The following is a 16,517-nucleotide window of genomic DNA, read 5'->3' on the forward strand; positions in this document are numbered from 1 at the left end:
GTGAGTTCAGAATCATACACAGGCCGGTTAACCGGCCTGTTCAGATCCAAGAGTTGGGGAAACGAGTGTCTACCGCGGCAGTGATAAACAAGGAGCAACTGGCAGCGCAAGTCTTGCGAGAGACTTTTGGCTATCAACAATTCCGACCAGGACAACAAGAAATCATTAACGCGACGCTCGCCGGGCAGGACTGCCTGGTGGTCATGCCGACGGGCGGCGGTAAGTCCTTGTGTTATCAGATTCCTGCGTTGGTGATGGACGGTTTGACGCTGGTGGTTTCCCCGCTGATTTCGTTAATGAAAGATCAGGTTGATCAACTCCTGGCTTACGGTGTAGCGGCAGGCTGCCTTAACTCGTCGCAAACCCGTGAGCAGCAGTTAGCCGTGATGGACGGCTGCCGTAACGGCCAGATTAAGTTGCTTTACATCGCCCCGGAACGTTTGGTGATGGAAAACTTTCTTGAGCAGCTCGAGCATTGGCGTCCGGCCTTGCTGGCTGTTGATGAAGCGCACTGTATTTCTCAATGGGGGCATGATTTCCGTCCAGAATATCGCGCGCTCGGCCAGCTTAAACGTCGTTTCCCTGCGTTACCGGTTATTGCATTAACCGCCACGGCGGATGAAGCGACGCGTGGTGACATTGTTCGTCTGTTAGACTTGAACCAACCGCTGATTCAGGTCAGCAGCTTTGATCGCCCCAATATCCGTTATACCTTGGTCGAGAAGTTCAAACCTTTGGACCAACTGTGGCGTTTTGTGCAGGATCAACGGGGAAAAAGCGGCATTATTTACTGTAATAGCCGCGCCAAAGTTGAAGACACCACGGCGCGATTGCAAAGTCGTGGGTTGAGTGTGGCGGCATACCACGCCGGGCTGGACAATGAACGGCGTGCGCAGGTGCAGGAAGCTTTCCAGCGTGATGACCTACAGGTGGTGGTCGCCACTGTGGCCTTTGGTATGGGTATCAACAAGCCTAACGTCCGTTTTGTGGTGCATTTCGACATTCCGCGCACCATTGAATCCTACTATCAGGAAACCGGTCGTGCTGGGCGTGATGGCCTACCTGCTGAGGCGATACTGCTTTACGATCCGGCGGATATGGCATGGTTACGCCGTTGTCTGGAAGATAAACCCGTTGGCGCACAACAAGATGTGGAACGGCACAAGCTGAATGCGATGGGCGCTTTCGCTGAAGCGCAAACCTGCCGCCGCTTGGTGCTGCTTAACTATTTTGGCGAAGGTCAACAGCAAGCTTGCGGCAACTGTGACATCTGTCTGGATCCACCACAACGCTACGATGGATTGGGTGATGCGCAAAAGGCACTATCCTGCGTGTATCGGGTTGGGCAACGCTTTGGCTTGGGGTATATCGTGGAGGTGCTACGGGGAGCCAATAATCAGCGTATCCGCGAAATGGGTCATGATAAGCTGTCTGTCTACGGTATTGGCCGCGAGCAAACTCACGAACACTGGGTTAGCGTACTGCGCCAACTGATACATCTGGGTCTGTTGAGCCAAAATATTGCCCAATTTTCGGCGTTACAGTTGACTGAAGCAGCCAGGCCGGTTTTACGGGCAGAAATTTCTCTTCAACTGGCGGTGCCGCGCATTCAAAGCCTGAAACCTCGCAGCAGTGCCAATCAGAAATCCTACGGCGGCAACTACGACCGTAAACTGTTTGCCAAGTTACGCAAACTACGTAAATCCATCGCAGATGAAGAAAATATTCCACCTTATGTCGTGTTCAACGATGCAACCTTGTTGGAAATGGCTGAGCAGATGCCGATCAAAGCCAACGAGTTGTTGAGTGTCAATGGTGTGGGCCAGCGTAAGCTGGAACGCTTTGGTGCGCCATTTATGGCGGTGATTCGCGACCACCTGGATAACGGCGAGTAACGATACATTTCCTATTCGGCGCAAGCATAAATGGCGGTCTGGTTGGGCTGCCATGCGCGTGATAGAGTGGTTCCTCTTCTTTATTTCCTGTCGGAATACCTTCATGTTAATACTGTTTCTTACCGTGGCACTGGTTCACCTTATTGCCTTGATGAGCCCAGGCCCTGACTTCTTTTTTGTATCACAAACCGCCGCCAGTCGTTCCCGTCGTGAGGCGATGAAAGGCGTGGTAGGCATCTCGCTGGGTATCGTGGTATGGGCGGCTATCGCACTCATGGGGCTGCATCTGATTTTGCAAAAAATGGCGTGGTTGCATCAGATAATTATGGTTGGTGGTGGGCTTTATCTGTGCTGGATGGGCTGGCAATTGCTGAAATCGGCACGAGCCAAAGGGCATTTGGCCGAAGGGCAGGTGGAAATGGCGCTACCGCTGCGTGGTCACACCTTCTTACGCGGTTTTCTGACTAACTTATCTAACCCTAAAGCTGTGATTTATTTCGGCAGCGTCTTCTCATTGTTTGTTGGAGAGGATGTTAGCGCAGGTGCGCGTTGGGGGCTGTTTCTCTTAATCGTCGTAGAAACCTTTACTTGGTTCAGTATTGTGGCCTGCGTTTTCGCCTTACCGCTTATGCGTCGAGGTTATCAGCGATTATCCAAGTGGATCGATGGGCTGGCAGGCGTGCTATTTGTCAGTTTTGGGTTGCATCTTATTTTCTCAAGATAAACCTCAACTCGCCTTGTCGCCATCAATGCTCGGCAATTGACGCGGCATCTCCGGTGGCGAATGGTGGTATTCATGGTGTTAATAGCATCGAAATTCGGTGAAAACGGCAGATAAAAATTGTTAGTGGATGGGTTAACCTCCGGTCTAAGGTTATGGCAAAACTCCCTGAATGGTTAAATTTGTGGCACAATGCGCTATTGCTTTTTAGATGTGCCACGACGCGAAAAAACCTAAGGACACCGGTTTAAGGATGCAATTAACAACCCTATGCCGCTAGAAACGAACATTGAAAACGGGTTAACCCGGGAAGCGCAATTTTCTGCGTTTGTTAACGGGCCACTGCTGGATTTCTGGCAGCAGCGGGAAGAGGCCGAATTTTCTGGTGTCGATAATATCCCTATCCGTTATGTTCGTTTTCGTTCCCCTCATCACACCAAGGTGGTGATGTTGGTCACTGGGCGCATCGAAAGTTACGTAAAATACCCTGAAGTGGCCTACGATCTTTTCCAGCAAGGTTATGACGTTATGGTGCTGGATCACCGTGGTCAGGGGCGCTCCGGACGTATGCTGCCAGACCCTCATCGCGGTCACGTGGTGAATTTTGACGATTATGTTGAAGATTTTTCCCAGTGGATCAGCATAGAACTCAGCAATAGCCATTACCTCAAGCGCTACGCGCTAGCGCATTCGATGGGTGGTGCAATACTGCTGCGTTATCTGATGCGTGACCCGACGGCTTTTGATGCTGTAGCGCTATGTGCGCCGATGCTGGGTATTCATCTTCCTATGCCGAAATGGTTGGCGCATCGGATTGTTAACTGGACTGAGAGCCACAAAAAATTTCGTGATTACTACGCCATTGGCACCGGTCAGTGGCGGCCGCTGCCGTTTATCGTCAATATGCTGACCCACAGCCGCGAACGTTATCGTCGCTGTTTGCGCCACTATGCTGATACGCCAGAAATTCGGGTGGGTGGCCCGACTTATCACTGGGTACGGGAAAGTCTGAACGCCAGTGAACAGATTATTGCCGAGGCAGATAAAATCACCACCCCAGTCTTATTATTGCAGGCCAGTGAGGACCGGGTAGTTTCCAACCCGGCTCAGGACGCTTTTTGTCAGGCAATGGCTCAGGCCGGCCACCCCTGTGATGGGGGCGCTCCCCGAGTGATTAAAGGAGCACGCCATGAGATCCTGTTCGAGCGGGACACGCTGCGTGTCGAGGCGCTAAGCGCCATATTGCGTTTTTTTGCGCAACATCATCAACCGCGCGTCCCTGCTGACGCTAATTCCACCAGAGGTTAGAACACCGCCATGTATCATGTTGTTGCTTCCGATTTAGACGGCACTCTGCTGTCACCTGACCATATTCTCACGCCTTACGCCAAAGAAACGTTAAAACTGCTGACCGAACGCGACGTACATTTTGTGTTCGCCACTGGACGCCACCATATTGATGTCTCACAGATTCGCGACAGTCTGGAGATCAGCGCATTTATGATTACCTCTAACGGTGCACGGGTGCATAACTCTGCTGGAGAGCTGATCTTCAGCCATAACCTTGATAGCGATATTGCTCGTGATCTTTACAATATTGAGCACAACAATCCGGATATCCTGACTAACGTCTATTTGGGCGATGAATGGTATATGAACCGTGAAAACCCAGAACAGAAAGAGTTCTTCCGCGAATCCGTATTTAATTACCAGCTGTTTGAACCAGCGCTGCTGCCAACCGATGGTGTGTGCAAAGTGTATTTCACCTGCGAAGACCACGATAAGCTATTGGTTCTCGAAGAAGCAATTAACGCGCGCTGGGGCGATCGGGTCAACGTGAGTTTCTCTTTCCCAACTTGTCTGGAAGTGATGGGGGGTGGCGTATCCAAAGGTCATGCCCTGGAGCAAGTCTCTAAAATTATTGGTTATTCACTGAAGGAATGTATTGCTTTCGGTGATGGCATGAATGATCTGGAAATGCTGTCAATGGCAGGTAAAGGCTGCATTATGCGTGATGCACATCAGCGTCTGAAAGATATCTTGCCGAATTTGGAAGTGATTGGCTCCAATGCCGACGATGCGGTACCGCATTACTTGCGCAAAATGTTTTTGGCTGAATAAAGGTTAACAGGGCGATAGTGTTATCGCCCTGAGGTTAATGACAAAGTGCTCGTTGCGGTGAAAACCGGCAGATCGTCAAGACGCCGTGAATACGTCCTTGTAGGCTCGTTCCGCGCCATCCCTGGCGCGGACGCTTGACTCTTCTACCGGTCTTCCCCACCAGAGATCGCAGGATCGCGGTTTGTCAGCAGTCTGAGGGCGATAGTGTTATCGCCCTGTTGTTACCACTGTCAATCAGCGGCAGTGTGTTCGAGTCGTGGCGTCATCGCCATAGTCGATCTCAACCTTACTTATGCTGCCCCTGTTTTTGCAGGAACTGTACGCCTTTATCCGGGAAATCGGTAAATACGCCATCAACTTTTGCCTGATTGTAAATGATGTCATAAAGCTGATTAACATCAGTAGCATATTTCGGTAATGCGTCAGCGCGGATAGTGTATGGATGCACCATCATATTGCTGGCGTGCGCGTCTTTAACCATATTGGTGAAGATAATTTTATTCGGTGTAGATTCGGCGGCCACCAACATATGGTAGTCTGGGCCAATGCCATCGGCATATTGTGCCACTTGCTTCATCGCTCCCGGTTTGAACATCCAGTCATAGCTATAGTTTACCCATTTACCGTTTGGTTGCTGTTCGTAGGTCTCGTTCCAATCGGTATAAGCCACTAACTGGATCAGCTTCAGATCCATGCCTTTCTGTGGTTCCAGCTCATTTTTAATTCTTTTTAATTCATTGGCATCAAAGCATTGCAGGTAAACTTTATCGGCTTTACCGGTGTAGCCATACTCTTTCAGCACGTCCAGCACTTTAGAGGAAATGTCTTTTCCTTCCTGACGATGGAACCACGGAGCTTTGATTTCCGGATAGATGCCGATATTTTTACCGGTTGAATGATTTAGCCCCTGAATAAACTCAATTTCTTCCTGGAAGGTATGAACACGAAAGTCAGATTTCCCCATAGGAAAACGGCCTGGATAACTTTGTACTTTTTTGCCGTCTTTAATATCAAAACCTTCGGTGAACTTCAGGGATTTGATTTCCGGCAGCGTAAAATCAATGGCGTAGTAGCGTCCATCTTTTCGTGCGCGGTCAGGGAAACGCTCCGCAACATCGGTGACGCGATCCAGATAATGGTCGTGTAATACCACCAGTTCATTATCTTTAGTCATCACCAGATCTTGTTCAAGATAATCGGCTCCCTGCGCATAGGCCATGGCTTTGGCTGGCAAGGTATGCTCAGGCAGATAACCGCTGGCACCGCGATGAGCGATAACAATTTTTTCTGCGGCCTGAGTAACACCGGCCATTGAGGATGCCAGAATAATGCCAGCGACCAAGGCTTTAACGTGAGTTTGCATGGTTTACCTACTCCATTTTTTGGTTTTAGGGTACAAAAAAGGCCGTGTCGCCAAATATAACGGCACGGCCTGAAACACAGAGACTGGCTACCGAACCTTAATTAGCGCGGTTTTTTGCCATTTCTTCGTGATGTTTTTTCTCGCTGAACATAACGACGATCAATAACAGAACCGCCAGAATGCTACCGCCAATCATCACCATAAAGCCGCCATCCCAACCGAAGTAGTCAACGGTATAACCGACGATGGCACTGGCGGCGACCGAACCGCCCAGATAACCGAACAGTCCGGTAAAGCCCGCCGCCGTCCCTGCCGCTTTCTTCGGCGCCAATTCCAGCGCATGTAAGCCAATCAGCATGACCGGTCCATAAATCAGGAAGCCGATAGTGATCATACAGGCCATATCAATGCCAGGATTACCGACTGGGTTCAGCCAGTAAATGATAGTGGCGATGGTGACCAGCGTCATAAAGAACACGCCAGTGGCCCCACGGTTACCTTTGAATACTTTGTCTGACATCCAGCCGCACAGCAGCGTACCTGGGATACCAGCGTATTCGTACAGGAAGTAGGCCCAAGAGGATTTATCCAGCGCGAAGTGCTTTACTTCTTTCAGATAAGTGGGTGACCAGTCCAGAATGCCGTAACGCAACAGATAAACGAATACGTTGGCAATAGCGATATACCACAGCAATTTATTCGGCAGAATGTACTGCATGAAGATCTGTTTAGCCGTCAGCTCTTCTTCTGCTTCTTGGCTGTAATCGTCTGGATAGTCGTTTTTATATTCTTCAATCGGCGGCAGGCCGCAGGATTGAGGCGTATCACGCATCAGACCGAACACAATCAGTGCAACCAGAATGGCACCGAAGGCAGGCATATATAACGCGGCTTTCCAGTCGTTAAACCAGGCCATCCCCAACAGGAACAGTAATGGTGGTAAACCACCGCCGACATTATGAGCACAGTTCCATACCGAAACGATGCTGCCTCGCTCTTTCTTCGACCACCAGTGCACCATAGTACGGCCACACGGTGGCCAGCCCATTCCTTGGAACCAACCGCACAGGAACAACAGTACAAACATGACAGCAATGCTGGAGGTTGCCCAAGGTACGAAGCCCATAAACAGCATCACGGCAGCGGCCAAAATCAAACCGGCGGAGAGGAATACTCGCGGGTTTGACCGGTCAGAAACCGAGCCCATGATAAATTTGGAAAACCCATAGGCAATTGAAATGCCAGATAAAGCAAAGCCAAGATCGCCGCGTGAGAAACCTTGGTCGATCAAATACGGCATGGCGAGAGTAAAGTTTTTACGCACCAGATAGTAGGCGGCGTAACCGAAGAAAATCCCCATAAAGATTTGCCAGCGTAGGCGGCGATAAGTCGGATCTATCCGATCTTCTGACAGCCGGGCTTGGTGAGCCGTAGGCTTAAATATACTCAACATGAGTGCCTCCAATGGCATTAATCATTTGTTCGATCTCAGCCTGACCTGGTGTCTGGACCGACGGCAGAATTGCTAACCTTCTATCGTTTATGTTCTATAACGAGCGCAATGCTAGATAAAAACGAACGACTTATCTGTGAGGGATGGCGCAATTGTTACAGTTTTATGTTAACGGAACGGATTTTGAGCGATTAGTTAACGATTTGAAATAAAAAGTGAGTCTTGCTGTGTGACTTTGATCACAATCATGGTTTTTATCCATCATTTGGTTTTCGTTTTTGGTTCGTTTTTGTTCCTTATCAAACAATCCGTTTACGGATTGTGTCTCAATAGGCGTAAATTTAGCCGCTAGGCGGTTGTCTATTAAAGTGGGGTCTTTCATGACGAACAGTTCTCCTTACAGCGAAACGGATGTCATCATCATTGGTGGGGGGGCAACTGGCGCGGGTATCGCCCGAGACTGTGCCCGCCGTGGATTAGGTTGTATTTTGCTGGAGCGGCACGATATCGCGACGGGAGCCACCGGCAGAAATCATGGGTTGCTGCACAGCGGTGCTCGTTATGCAGTGACGGATAGCGAATCAGCCAAAGAATGTATTGAAGAAAATCGGATTCTCAAGCGCATTGCTCGTCACTGTATTGAACCCACAAATGGCCTGTTTATCACCTTGCCAGAAGATTCTCTCGAGTATCAGCAACAGTTTATTGCCAGTTGTCAGCTGGCAGGTATTGATGCAGAAGCGATTGATCCCGCATTGGCGCTGCGAATGGAACCAGCAGCCAACCCAGCGATGATCGGAGCGGTTAAAGTGCCGGATGGCACGGTAGATCCTTTTCGCCTGACCGCTGCGAATATGCTGGATGCCCGTGAACATGGTGCTCAGGTTTTGACCTATCACGAAGTGATCGGTCTTATTCGTCAGGGCGATCGTGTGAGCGGTGTGCGTGTATTCGACCATAAAAATCAGCATCAGTATGATATTCATGCACAAATTGTGGTTAATGCGGCTGGGATTTGGGGGCAGCATATCGCGGAATATGCCGATTTGCGGGTCAGAATGTTCCCCGCTAAAGGGGCGTTACTGATTTTAGGTCATCGTATCAATAACATGGTCATTAACCGCTGCCGAAAACCGGCTGATGCAGATATTTTGGTACCGGGCGATACGATCTCCCTGATTGGCACGACCTCCACCCATATTGATTATGACCAAATCGACAATATGCTGGTCACGCCGCAAGAGGTGGACATTCTGATTCGTGAAGGTTCGAAGTTGTCACCTAAGCTGGCGGCCACCCGCATCCTGCGAGCCTATGCTGGTGTGCGCCCACTGGTGGCTAGCGATGATGACCCGAGCGGACGTAATGTCAGTCGCGGTATTGTGCTGCTAGACCACGCCAGCCGCGATGGTTTGGAAGGTTTTATTACCATCACCGGCGGCAAGTTAATGACTTATCGCCTGATGGCGGAATGGGCAACGGATAAAGTGTGTGAGAAATTGGGGCACACCGCCAGTTGTACTACGGCGCAAGAACCGTTACCTGGTTCTCGCCAGTCAGCAGAACAAACGCTGCGCAAGGTCATTTCCCTACCGGCAAGTATTCGCGGTTCTGCGGTGTATCGTCATGGCGACAGAGCAACCCAATTATTAGCAGGCAATCGGCTGGATAACAGTCTGGTGTGCGAATGTGAAGCCGTAACTGCGGGTGAAGTACGTTATGCCATTGAATCTCTTACGGTAAATAACTTACTAGATTTACGTCGTCGCACCCGCGTCGGCATGGGTACTTGTCAGGGTGAGTTATGTGCCTGTCGTGCCGCTGGTCTACTTAACCGTTTCAACGTGACTACACCGCAACAATCTCGTGAGCAGTTGACACAATTTCTCAATGAACGTTGGAAAGGCGTACGACCAATAGCCTGGGGTGATGCACTGCGGGAAAGTGAATTTACCAGTTGGATCTATCAGGGATTGTGTGGTCTGGATCGGGCCTCTGCCACGCATTCAGCTCAGGAGAAAAAGGATGAAATTTGACGCAATTATTATCGGCGGCGGGCTGGCAGGATTGACCTGTGGCATTCGTCTGGCAGAGCAGGGAAAATATTGCGCCATTGTGAGCGCTGGGCAAAGTGCGTTGCATTTCTCATCCGGTTCACTGGATCTACTGGCACAGTTACCGAATGGTGATGAAGTTCGTCAACCGCTTTTGGCACTGGATGCATTGGCGCAACAGGCACCTGAACATCCTTATAGCATAATGGGGGCAATGGCGGTAGCGTCGCTGGCCAGTGAAGCTCAGGCGTTGCTGAGTCGCTGTCATTTATCGTTTGTTGGTAGCGCGGCAGAAAACCATATGCGTATTACGCCGCTGGGAACCCGTCGACCAACCTGGTTAAGCCCGGCAGAAATTCCGGTCACTACGCTGGATGCTAACCTAAGTTACCAACAGATTGCGGTCATCGGTATTGAAGGCTTCCTCGATTTTCAGCCACAAATGGTGGCAGACGCGCTGCAAACTCAGGGAGTGGCTGCGACGTCAAGCTATATGCATCTACCGGCATTAGATCGACTGCGTGATAATCCGAGTGAATTTCGTGCAGTGAATATTGCTCGGGTACTGGATCTGGCTGAAAGCCTGGAGCCTCTGGCTGAGGAGCTGTGCCGCTTATCCCATCAGGCACAAATGATCTTGTTACCCGCCTGTATTGGTCTAGACAATCCAGAACAACTGGAAGCCTTGTGTTTAGCGGTCGGCAAACCGGTGATGTTATTGCCGACGTTGCCGCCATCTCTGCTGGGCATGCGTTTACATCAGGCTTTGCGCCAACGTTTTCAGCAACTTGGCGGCTTGGTGATGCCTGGCGATGCGGTATTACGCGCTGAGTTGGACGGCAACCGCGTGGCTGGCTTATATAGTCGTAATCACGGCGATATCCCACTAAGAGCGCCTCATATTGTTCTGGCGAGCGGCAGCTTTTTCAGCAACGGGCTGGTAGCCAGTTTTGATCAGGTCTATGAGCCGATTCTGGGGCTGGATATGTTATCACTGCCAAATCGTGCGGACTGGAGTCGTAGCGATATGTTTGATGCACAGCCGTACCTGCAATTCGGCGTAAAAACGGACGATCAATTGCGTGCATTACGCGGCGGTAAGCCGCTGGAAAATCTGTATGCCATTGGTGCAGTACTGGGTGGCTATGATCCATTACAGCAAGGATGCGGCGCGGGCGTATCTCTGACCAGCGCGCTGTTTGCTGCCCACCAAATTGCCGAAATCACGGAGGTGAAACCATGAGTTTACCGCGGGATAACAGTTTTGAAAGCTGCATTAAATGCACGATATGCACGACTTATTGCCCGGTGGCTAAGGTTAACCCGTTATATCCGGGGCCTAAACAGGCGGGGCCGGACGGAGAGCGTCTGCGACTCAAAGATCCGATGTTGTATGACGAAGCACTGAAATACTGTACTAACTGTAAACGTTGCGAGGTAGCTTGTCCGTCCGACGTAAAAATTGGTGACATTATTCAGCGCGCCAAAGCCAGTTATGGTAGCGATAAACCCAAACTGCGCGATGCGATTTTAAGCCACACCGACCTGATGGGCTCACTATCAACGCCGTTTGCACCAGTAATTAATGCTATCACTGGATTAAAACCGGTACGTAACTTGCTGGATAAAGCACTGAAAATTGACCATCGGCGTGAACTGCCCAAGTATTCTTTCGGGACTTTCCGGCGCTGGTATCGCCAGCAGGCGGCCAAACAGCAGCAATATGCCGAGCAGGTGGCGTTTTTCCACGGTTGTTTTGTTAACTATAACCATCCGCAGCTCGGGAAGGATTTAATCCGCGTGTTCAACGCGATGAACATCGGTGTGCAATTACTGAAACGAGAAAAATGTTGCGGTGTCCCGTTGATTGCCAACGGTTTTATCGAACAGGCCAAAAAACAGGCCAAAGTTAACCTTGAGTCACTGACTGACGCGGTGATCGGGCGGGATATTCCTGTCGTCGCGACCTCTTCCAGCTGTACCTTTACCCTGCGGGATGAATACCCTCATTTATTGGATGTGGATACGACGCCCGTACGGGATCGTGTCGAGCTGGCTACGCGTTATATTTACCGATTATTGGATCAAGGGCGGGAATTACCGCTGAAACATTTGCCATTGCGTATTGCCTACCATACGCCGTGCCATATGGAAAAAATGGGCTGGACGGCGTATACACTGGCCTTGTTGCAGCGCATTCCCGGTGTTGAATTGGTGACGTTGGATTCTCAGTGCTGCGGTATTGCTGGCACCTATGGATTTAAGTCCGAAAACTACGCCACATCTCAGGGAATCGGGGCATCACTTTTCCGCCAGATCGAGGAAAGTGGCGTGGATTTGGTGATTACTGACTGTGAAACCTGTAAGTGGCAGATAGAAATGTCCACCAGTAAACCATGCGAGCATCCGATAACGTTGTTGGCTCGGGCATTGGCATAGCATATTCAGAGCGCGGTGATCCGCGCTCTCTTAACGCTTAACCGGTTTATTTCAGTTTTAGGCTGCTGATAATGGATTCGGCTTCGGTCTGTGCCTGCTGCTGGTTTTCTGCTGGCAGCGTAATTTGCAGCGTCATGCTATTGTTACCCACATTGCCCATCACCACGGATGAATACGCTTTCTGACCGCCACTAGTGATAATGCTATCCAATTGCTGCAACGGTTTTGCGTCAATTTCGATAGATTTATTGGTGACGATTTGCAAATTGGCATCGCGGGTTTTCTGTTGTTCGATCAGACGCTGAGCCAGCACGTCCAATTTTTCGGTGTTCTTATCATTTAAAATAATCACTACCGCTTTTTCACCATTATTAGTCGCATAAACGTGCTTATTGCTGGCAGGATTGCTGATTTTATCGCTTTGATCGGAAAACTCGGCGGGCAGAACCAGAGCAATATTACCGTCCAACAGACTCAGTGGTTGGCCGACGTTATTGTCGTTTTTGACATCACAGGCGCTCAGCCCGCTAACCAGCAAACCAACGGCGAAGAGTTTGGTCATTTTGTTCATGGGAATTCCTTCTGGATGAAAGTTTTTAAGCCTTAACTCAATAGTTGTATCGCACCTTATTCAGCAGGTAAATGCAACAGATTGTTCGGTAAAGAAATGTCTAAAGGCCAAATTTAAGAGAATTCTATGCATGACAGGGGGCCATGCGCAAGGCCGGCCACCCTTACGAGTTAACCCCGATAGTTAGCCAATTTGTGCTAATGGTCGTGCTGCTGTTTGGCGAGCAAAATACTTCAGCAATACATTCAGCATTACGCCGTAGGCGGGCAGGAAGAAAAACAGACAAATCAGTAGCTTGAATGTGTAATCCACTAAGGCAATTTCTACCCAGTTCGCGGCCATAAAAGCGTCGCTGCTTTTGTAGAAAGCGATAAAGAAGAACGCCATGGTGTCACTAATATTACCGAAGAACATGGCCGCAGTAGGAGCCACCCACCAGGCGCTGCGTTGACGCAAACGGTTAAACACCTGAACATCCAAAATCTGCCCTAAAACGTAGGCCATAAAACTGGCTACGGCGATACGGGCAACCATCACATTAAAACTGGTGAGTGCAGGGAACCCTTGCCAGCTACCTTGAAAGAACAGGGCCGAAACCAGATAGGAAATCAGCAGCGCTGGTAACATTACCGACAAAATAATCCGGCGAGCCAAAGGCGCACCAAAAATTCGCACGGTAAGATCGGTAGCTAAAAAGATGAAGGGAAAGGTGAAAGCTCCCCAGGTGGTGTGAAAGCCAAAAATAGCAATTGGTAATTGCACCAGATAATTACTGGATGTGATGATGACAATATGGAATAGCGAAAGCCATACCAAAGCGGTCATCCGCTGTTGGGGCGTAAACGAAAACATGATGTGACCTTTTTGGTTATTGGGGTGAGGGAACCCAGACTGAATCTGCCCGAATTTTTGCGGTGCGGCGGCATAATACGTGTTTGCGCAACGAATGCAACGGTTAATTTTAGCGCAAACGTTAGCGTAGCTTGCACCAGGAAATGGGCGGAGTAAACTAGCTGGCTTTTATCGGGATGTTCCCGGCGAGATTGATTTTTGTACTATGACTAACGAGAGAAACCCGATGACCGACCCCTTTTCCCATCCCGATAAAACCCTGGATACGCTTGGCCTACGCTGCCCAGAGCCGGTAATGATGGTGCGAAAAACGGTACGCCATATGGAACAGGGACAGACGTTGCTGATCATCGCTGACGATCCGGCTACCACACGCGACATTCCGGGTTTTTGCCGCTTTATGGATCATGAACTGGTGGCACAACAGATCGAAGCTACGCCTTATCGATATCTGATTCGTAAAGGTATACAGGGTTAGTCACTGACTATTTACGTAGACGAAAACAACGGCTCATTGTTGGGCCGTTCAGGCCGCTGACAAACCTCGACCCAGTGATCTTTGGTTGAGAAGACAGGCAAACGAGTCAAGCGTCCGCGCCAGGGATGGCGCGGAACGAGCCGACAAGGAGGTATTCACGGCGTCTTGATGATCTGCCTGTTTGCGCCGCTACGAGCAGGTTATCATTGATGGATGTGGCTTAAAGATCGCGTTTCCTCAATAATCTCAAGGCATTGGCGGTCACTAGTGCCGTTGCACCCGAATCCGCCAGCACCGCCAGCCATAATCCGGTGAGTCCCAGCAGCGTTGTCACCAGGAAGATGCCTTTCAATCCCAGAGCAATAGCAATGTTTTGCCGAATATTGGCTCGTGCTGCACGGGAAAGAACGATGATCTCAGCCAGTCCGGTCAGGCGATTATGCGTCAATGCAGCATCGGCGGTTTCCAATGCCACATCGGTACCGCTGCCCATGGCAACGCCAATGCTGGCGGCTTTCATGGCGGGTGCATCGTTAATACCATCACCAACCATGACTGTAGGCTGTTGTTGGTTCAAGGCGGTTACCGCCTCGACTTTGTCTGCTGGTAGTAAACCTGCGCGGTAGTCGATACCCAATTCATAGGCAATTGCTGCGGCTGCTCTTGGATTATCACCGGTTAGCATCACGCCTTGAATACCAATTTTTTTCAATGCGTTAATGGCTGCTTTTGCATCACTGCGCAAGGTATCACGCAATGCCAATAACCCAATGAATCGATCATTTTCCAGTACCGCGATAGCCGTTTTCCCGCTGCTTTCTAGCTGATCCAGTTGTGTTTGCCAGTGGCTATCTAAGGTCTGTGCCGCCAGTTTTCCGGGTGAACTGACCAGAATCTTCAGGCCATCAACGACACCTTCAACACCAATCCCAGCTAATGCACGGCGTTCATTGGCCAGCGGTAAATCAGGCGAATCTTGCGTGGCTCGCTGCAAAATGGCTGTCGCCAGCGGATGATGAGAACCGGCTTCAACGGCGGCGGCCAGCGCGATCAAACGGCGTTCAGTCATGCCATCCACCGGCAGTACATCAGTGACTTGCGGTTTTCCTTCGGTCAAAGTACCTGTTTTATCGAAGGCAACAGTTTGAATCAGACCTAACTGCTCCAATGCCGCACCACCTTTGATTAGCGCCCCACGACGGGTAGCTGCCGCCAGCGCTGAGGTAATGGCCGCCGGAGTTGAAATCACCAATGCACAAGGGCAGCCGATGAGTAACAGTGTTAAACCACGGTAAATCCAGATATCCCACGACTGTGCATAGAATATCGGCGGTATCAGAATGACCAATACCGACAGCAGCATAATCAGTGGCGTATAAATACGGCTGAAGCGGTCAATAAAGCGTTCGATCGGAGCGCGACGTTCTTCTGCCCGTTCAATCAATTGCAGAATCCGATCGATGGCGTTGTTGCCGGGTTCAGATACCACCTGCATTTGTGCCGCCCGATCGACGGACAAACTACCTGCCGCCACTTTTTCCCCTTGTTGGCGTTCAACGGGGATCGATTCGCCGGTCAATGCACTTTCATCGAAACTGGCGAACGCTGTAACCAACTTTGCATCGGCGGGTAAGCGTGCACCCGGTGCGATTTCGATAACGTCACCTGGGCGCAGGCTGGCAACCGGCACCCGACGCCGTTGCCCTTCGGTTAGTAACAGCGCCTCTTCTGGCACCAGCGCCATTAGTGCCGAAACGCCTCGACGTGCGCGGCCGGCAGCATAAGACTCCAGTAACTCACCCAGCATAAACAGCAGCAGCACCATCGCTGCTTCCGCCGTTGCACCGATAAACAGTGCACCAATGGCGGCGACGCTCATCAGCGTCTCTATGGCGAAAGGCGTTCCGGAGCGGGTGAGTTTCCACGCTTTGCTGACGATCGGTACCAACCCGACCAAAGTAGTAATAATAAAGGCGATACGACCCATTTCAGGGCTGAATAATGATGCTACCCAACTGAGTACCATCAAGGTGGTTAGGATAATAAGTGGAAAATATTCGCGAAATTTTTGCTCGGCAGCGGGGGATTGTTGCCCCGAAGCACCCACCGTATTCACCAAACTGAAACCTGCTCTGGTGACGGCATCTTGTACCTGCTGGCGGATATCGCTTTTAGCATCGACAACCAGTTTTTCCGTCGCAAATAGCACTTTGACCTGTTCCACGCCACTTAGATTGCCAACGGCAGTTTCAACTTTGCGTGCGCAGCTTGGGCAATCCATACCTTTAATCTGCCAGCTGTAGCGCTGGTGGTCGGCGGCCAGCGGCGCAGTATTCAGACTATCGTCAGCGCTATTGCTACAGCACGTTTTTTGAGCTGTGTGAGCATGTTTTTCCGACTCATGGCGATGAGTGGAATTTTGCTGTTTATGGTCGTGATGTGAATGCATAGAGTCCCCGAAACGGATAATTCATCGTTAATGATAGGACTTTACACCTTGGAGTTGACTCCAGAGTCAATAGAAGAATAAGAATTATTACTAAATAGCGATGAATTAATCGGTAGTGGAA

General features: G+C 50.3%; 14 protein-coding genes. 8 read left to right on the plus strand and 6 right to left on the minus strand.

Features of this window, described 5'->3' with window-relative positions:
• Positions 1–65 precede the first annotated feature (65 nt).
• From recQ to yigL, 4 genes are all read left to right on the plus strand, one after another.
• A complete protein-coding gene (gene recQ / locus DJ39_RS02590; protein ID WP_004722700.1) occupies positions 66–1,895 on the plus strand; it encodes an ATP-dependent DNA helicase RecQ in 1,830 nt (609 codons plus the stop codon).
• Between the two features lie 103 nt (positions 1,896–1,998).
• Positions 1,999–2,619, plus strand: coding sequence for a threonine export protein RhtC (gene rhtC, locus DJ39_RS02595; protein ID WP_004722699.1), 621 nt, complete (start codon positions 1,999–2,001; stop codon positions 2,617–2,619).
• 267 nt (positions 2,620–2,886) lie between these two features.
• Positions 2,887–3,924 carry a lysophospholipase L2 gene (pldB, locus tag DJ39_RS02600; protein ID WP_004722697.1) on the plus strand — a complete coding sequence of 346 codons (1,038 nt, stop codon included), beginning with the start codon at positions 2,887–2,889 and terminating at the stop codon, positions 3,922–3,924.
• A 9-nt stretch (positions 3,925–3,933) separates the two neighbouring features.
• A complete protein-coding gene (gene yigL, locus DJ39_RS02605) occupies positions 3,934–4,737 on the plus strand; it encodes a sugar/pyridoxal phosphate phosphatase YigL (protein ID WP_004722696.1) in 804 nt (267 codons plus the stop codon).
• Between the two features lie 286 nt (positions 4,738–5,023).
• On the opposite strand, the gene glpQ is transcribed toward yigL, so the two are convergent.
• The 3 genes from glpQ to DJ39_RS02620 form a co-directional block, all read right to left on the minus strand.
• Positions 5,024–6,100: a glycerophosphodiester phosphodiesterase gene (gene glpQ / locus DJ39_RS02610; protein ID WP_004723319.1), complete on the minus strand. Its 1,077-nt coding sequence runs from the start codon at positions 6,098–6,100 to the stop codon at positions 5,024–5,026.
• Positions 6,101–6,197: 97 nt separating this feature from the next.
• The gene (glpT, locus tag DJ39_RS02615) at positions 6,198–7,553 is read right to left on the minus strand and encodes a glycerol-3-phosphate transporter (RefSeq protein ID WP_038243165.1); all 1,356 of its coding nucleotides are present in this window, start codon (positions 7,551–7,553) and stop codon (positions 6,198–6,200) included.
• Positions 7,554–7,716: 163 nt separating this feature from the next.
• Positions 7,717–7,935: a hypothetical protein gene (locus tag DJ39_RS02620; protein ID WP_038243168.1), complete on the minus strand. Its 219-nt coding sequence runs from the start codon at positions 7,933–7,935 to the stop codon at positions 7,717–7,719.
• Between DJ39_RS02620 and glpA the strand changes: the two genes are divergently transcribed.
• From glpA to glpC, 3 genes are read left to right on the plus strand one after another with little or no spacing between them, the layout of a single operon-like run.
• Entirely contained in the window at positions 7,934–9,589 is a 1,656-nt protein-coding gene (gene glpA / locus DJ39_RS02625; RefSeq protein WP_004723317.1) for an anaerobic glycerol-3-phosphate dehydrogenase subunit A, read from the plus strand. The genes DJ39_RS02620 and glpA overlap by 2 nt on opposite strands.
• Positions 9,579–10,850, plus strand: coding sequence for a glycerol-3-phosphate dehydrogenase subunit GlpB (glpB, locus tag DJ39_RS02630; RefSeq protein WP_038251132.1), 1,272 nt, complete (start codon positions 9,579–9,581; stop codon positions 10,848–10,850). The genes glpA and glpB overlap by 11 nt, the downstream gene beginning before the upstream one ends.
• On the plus strand, positions 10,847–12,046 hold the full coding sequence (glpC, locus tag DJ39_RS02635) for an anaerobic glycerol-3-phosphate dehydrogenase subunit GlpC (protein WP_038243172.1): 1,200 nt from the start codon (positions 10,847–10,849) through the stop codon (positions 12,044–12,046). Before glpB ends, glpC begins: the two co-directional genes overlap by 4 nt.
• 46 nt (positions 12,047–12,092) lie before the next feature.
• Here the strand turns inward: glpC and DJ39_RS02640 are convergent, their stop codons facing one another.
• Together DJ39_RS02640 and DJ39_RS02645 are read right to left on the minus strand one after the other, a co-directional pair.
• A complete protein-coding gene (locus DJ39_RS02640; RefSeq protein WP_004723314.1) occupies positions 12,093–12,617 on the minus strand; it encodes a DcrB family lipoprotein in 525 nt (174 codons plus the stop codon).
• Between the two features lie 183 nt (positions 12,618–12,800).
• Positions 12,801–13,469 (minus strand): 7-cyano-7-deazaguanine/7-aminomethyl-7-deazaguanine transporter, encoded by a 669-nt coding sequence (locus DJ39_RS02645; RefSeq protein ID WP_004723313.1) that lies wholly within the window; start codon positions 13,467–13,469, stop codon positions 12,801–12,803.
• Between the two features lie 226 nt (positions 13,470–13,695).
• On the opposite strand from DJ39_RS02645, the gene tusA reads away from it, so the two are divergent.
• Positions 13,696–13,947 carry a sulfurtransferase TusA gene (gene tusA, locus DJ39_RS02650; protein ID WP_004723312.1) on the plus strand — a complete coding sequence of 84 codons (252 nt, stop codon included), beginning with the start codon at positions 13,696–13,698 and terminating at the stop codon, positions 13,945–13,947.
• A gap of 220 nt (positions 13,948–14,167) precedes the next feature.
• On the opposite strand, the gene DJ39_RS02655 is transcribed toward tusA, so the two are convergent.
• A complete protein-coding gene (locus tag DJ39_RS02655) occupies positions 14,168–16,396 on the minus strand; it encodes a zinc/cadmium/mercury/lead-transporting ATPase (protein ID WP_038243175.1) in 2,229 nt (742 codons plus the stop codon).
• Between the last annotated feature and the right edge of the window lie 121 nt (positions 16,397–16,517).

Source organism: Yersinia ruckeri ATCC 29473, assembly GCF_000754815.1.
GTDB lineage: Bacteria > Pseudomonadota > Gammaproteobacteria > Enterobacterales > Enterobacteriaceae > Yersinia > Yersinia ruckeri.

What these genes read in the sequence shown, in the direction of transcription:
- rhtC (WP_004722699.1), top strand. Translation starts at nt 1,999, where the DNA reads ATGTTAATACTGTTTCTTACCGTGGCACTGGTTCACCTTATTGCCTTG.
- pldB (WP_004722697.1), top strand. Translation starts at nt 2,887, where the DNA reads ATGCCGCTAGAAACGAACATTGAAAACGGGTTAACCCGGGAAGCGCAA.
- yigL (WP_004722696.1), top strand. Translation starts at nt 3,934, where the DNA reads ATGTATCATGTTGTTGCTTCCGATTTAGACGGCACTCTGCTGTCACCT.
- glpQ (WP_004723319.1), bottom strand. Translation starts at nt 6,100, where the DNA reads ATGCAAACTCACGTTAAAGCCTTGGTCGCTGGCATTATTCTGGCATCC.
- glpT (WP_038243165.1), bottom strand. Translation starts at nt 7,553, where the DNA reads ATGTTGAGTATATTTAAGCCTACGGCTCACCAAGCCCGGCTGTCAGAA.
- glpA (WP_004723317.1), top strand. Translation starts at nt 7,934, where the DNA reads ATGACGAACAGTTCTCCTTACAGCGAAACGGATGTCATCATCATTGGT.
- DJ39_RS02620 (WP_038243168.1), bottom strand. Translation starts at nt 7,935, where the DNA reads ATGAAAGACCCCACTTTAATAGACAACCGCCTAGCGGCTAAATTTACG.
- glpB (WP_038251132.1), top strand. Translation starts at nt 9,579, where the DNA reads ATGAAATTTGACGCAATTATTATCGGCGGCGGGCTGGCAGGATTGACC.
- glpC (WP_038243172.1), top strand. Translation starts at nt 10,847, where the DNA reads ATGAGTTTACCGCGGGATAACAGTTTTGAAAGCTGCATTAAATGCACG.
- DJ39_RS02640 (WP_004723314.1), bottom strand. Translation starts at nt 12,617, where the DNA reads ATGAACAAAATGACCAAACTCTTCGCCGTTGGTTTGCTGGTTAGCGGG.
- DJ39_RS02645 (WP_004723313.1), bottom strand. Translation starts at nt 13,469, where the DNA reads ATGTTTTCGTTTACGCCCCAACAGCGGATGACCGCTTTGGTATGGCTT.
- tusA (WP_004723312.1), top strand. Translation starts at nt 13,696, where the DNA reads ATGACCGACCCCTTTTCCCATCCCGATAAAACCCTGGATACGCTTGGC.
- DJ39_RS02655 (WP_038243175.1), bottom strand. Translation starts at nt 16,396, where the DNA reads ATGCATTCACATCACGACCATAAACAGCAAAATTCCACTCATCGCCAT.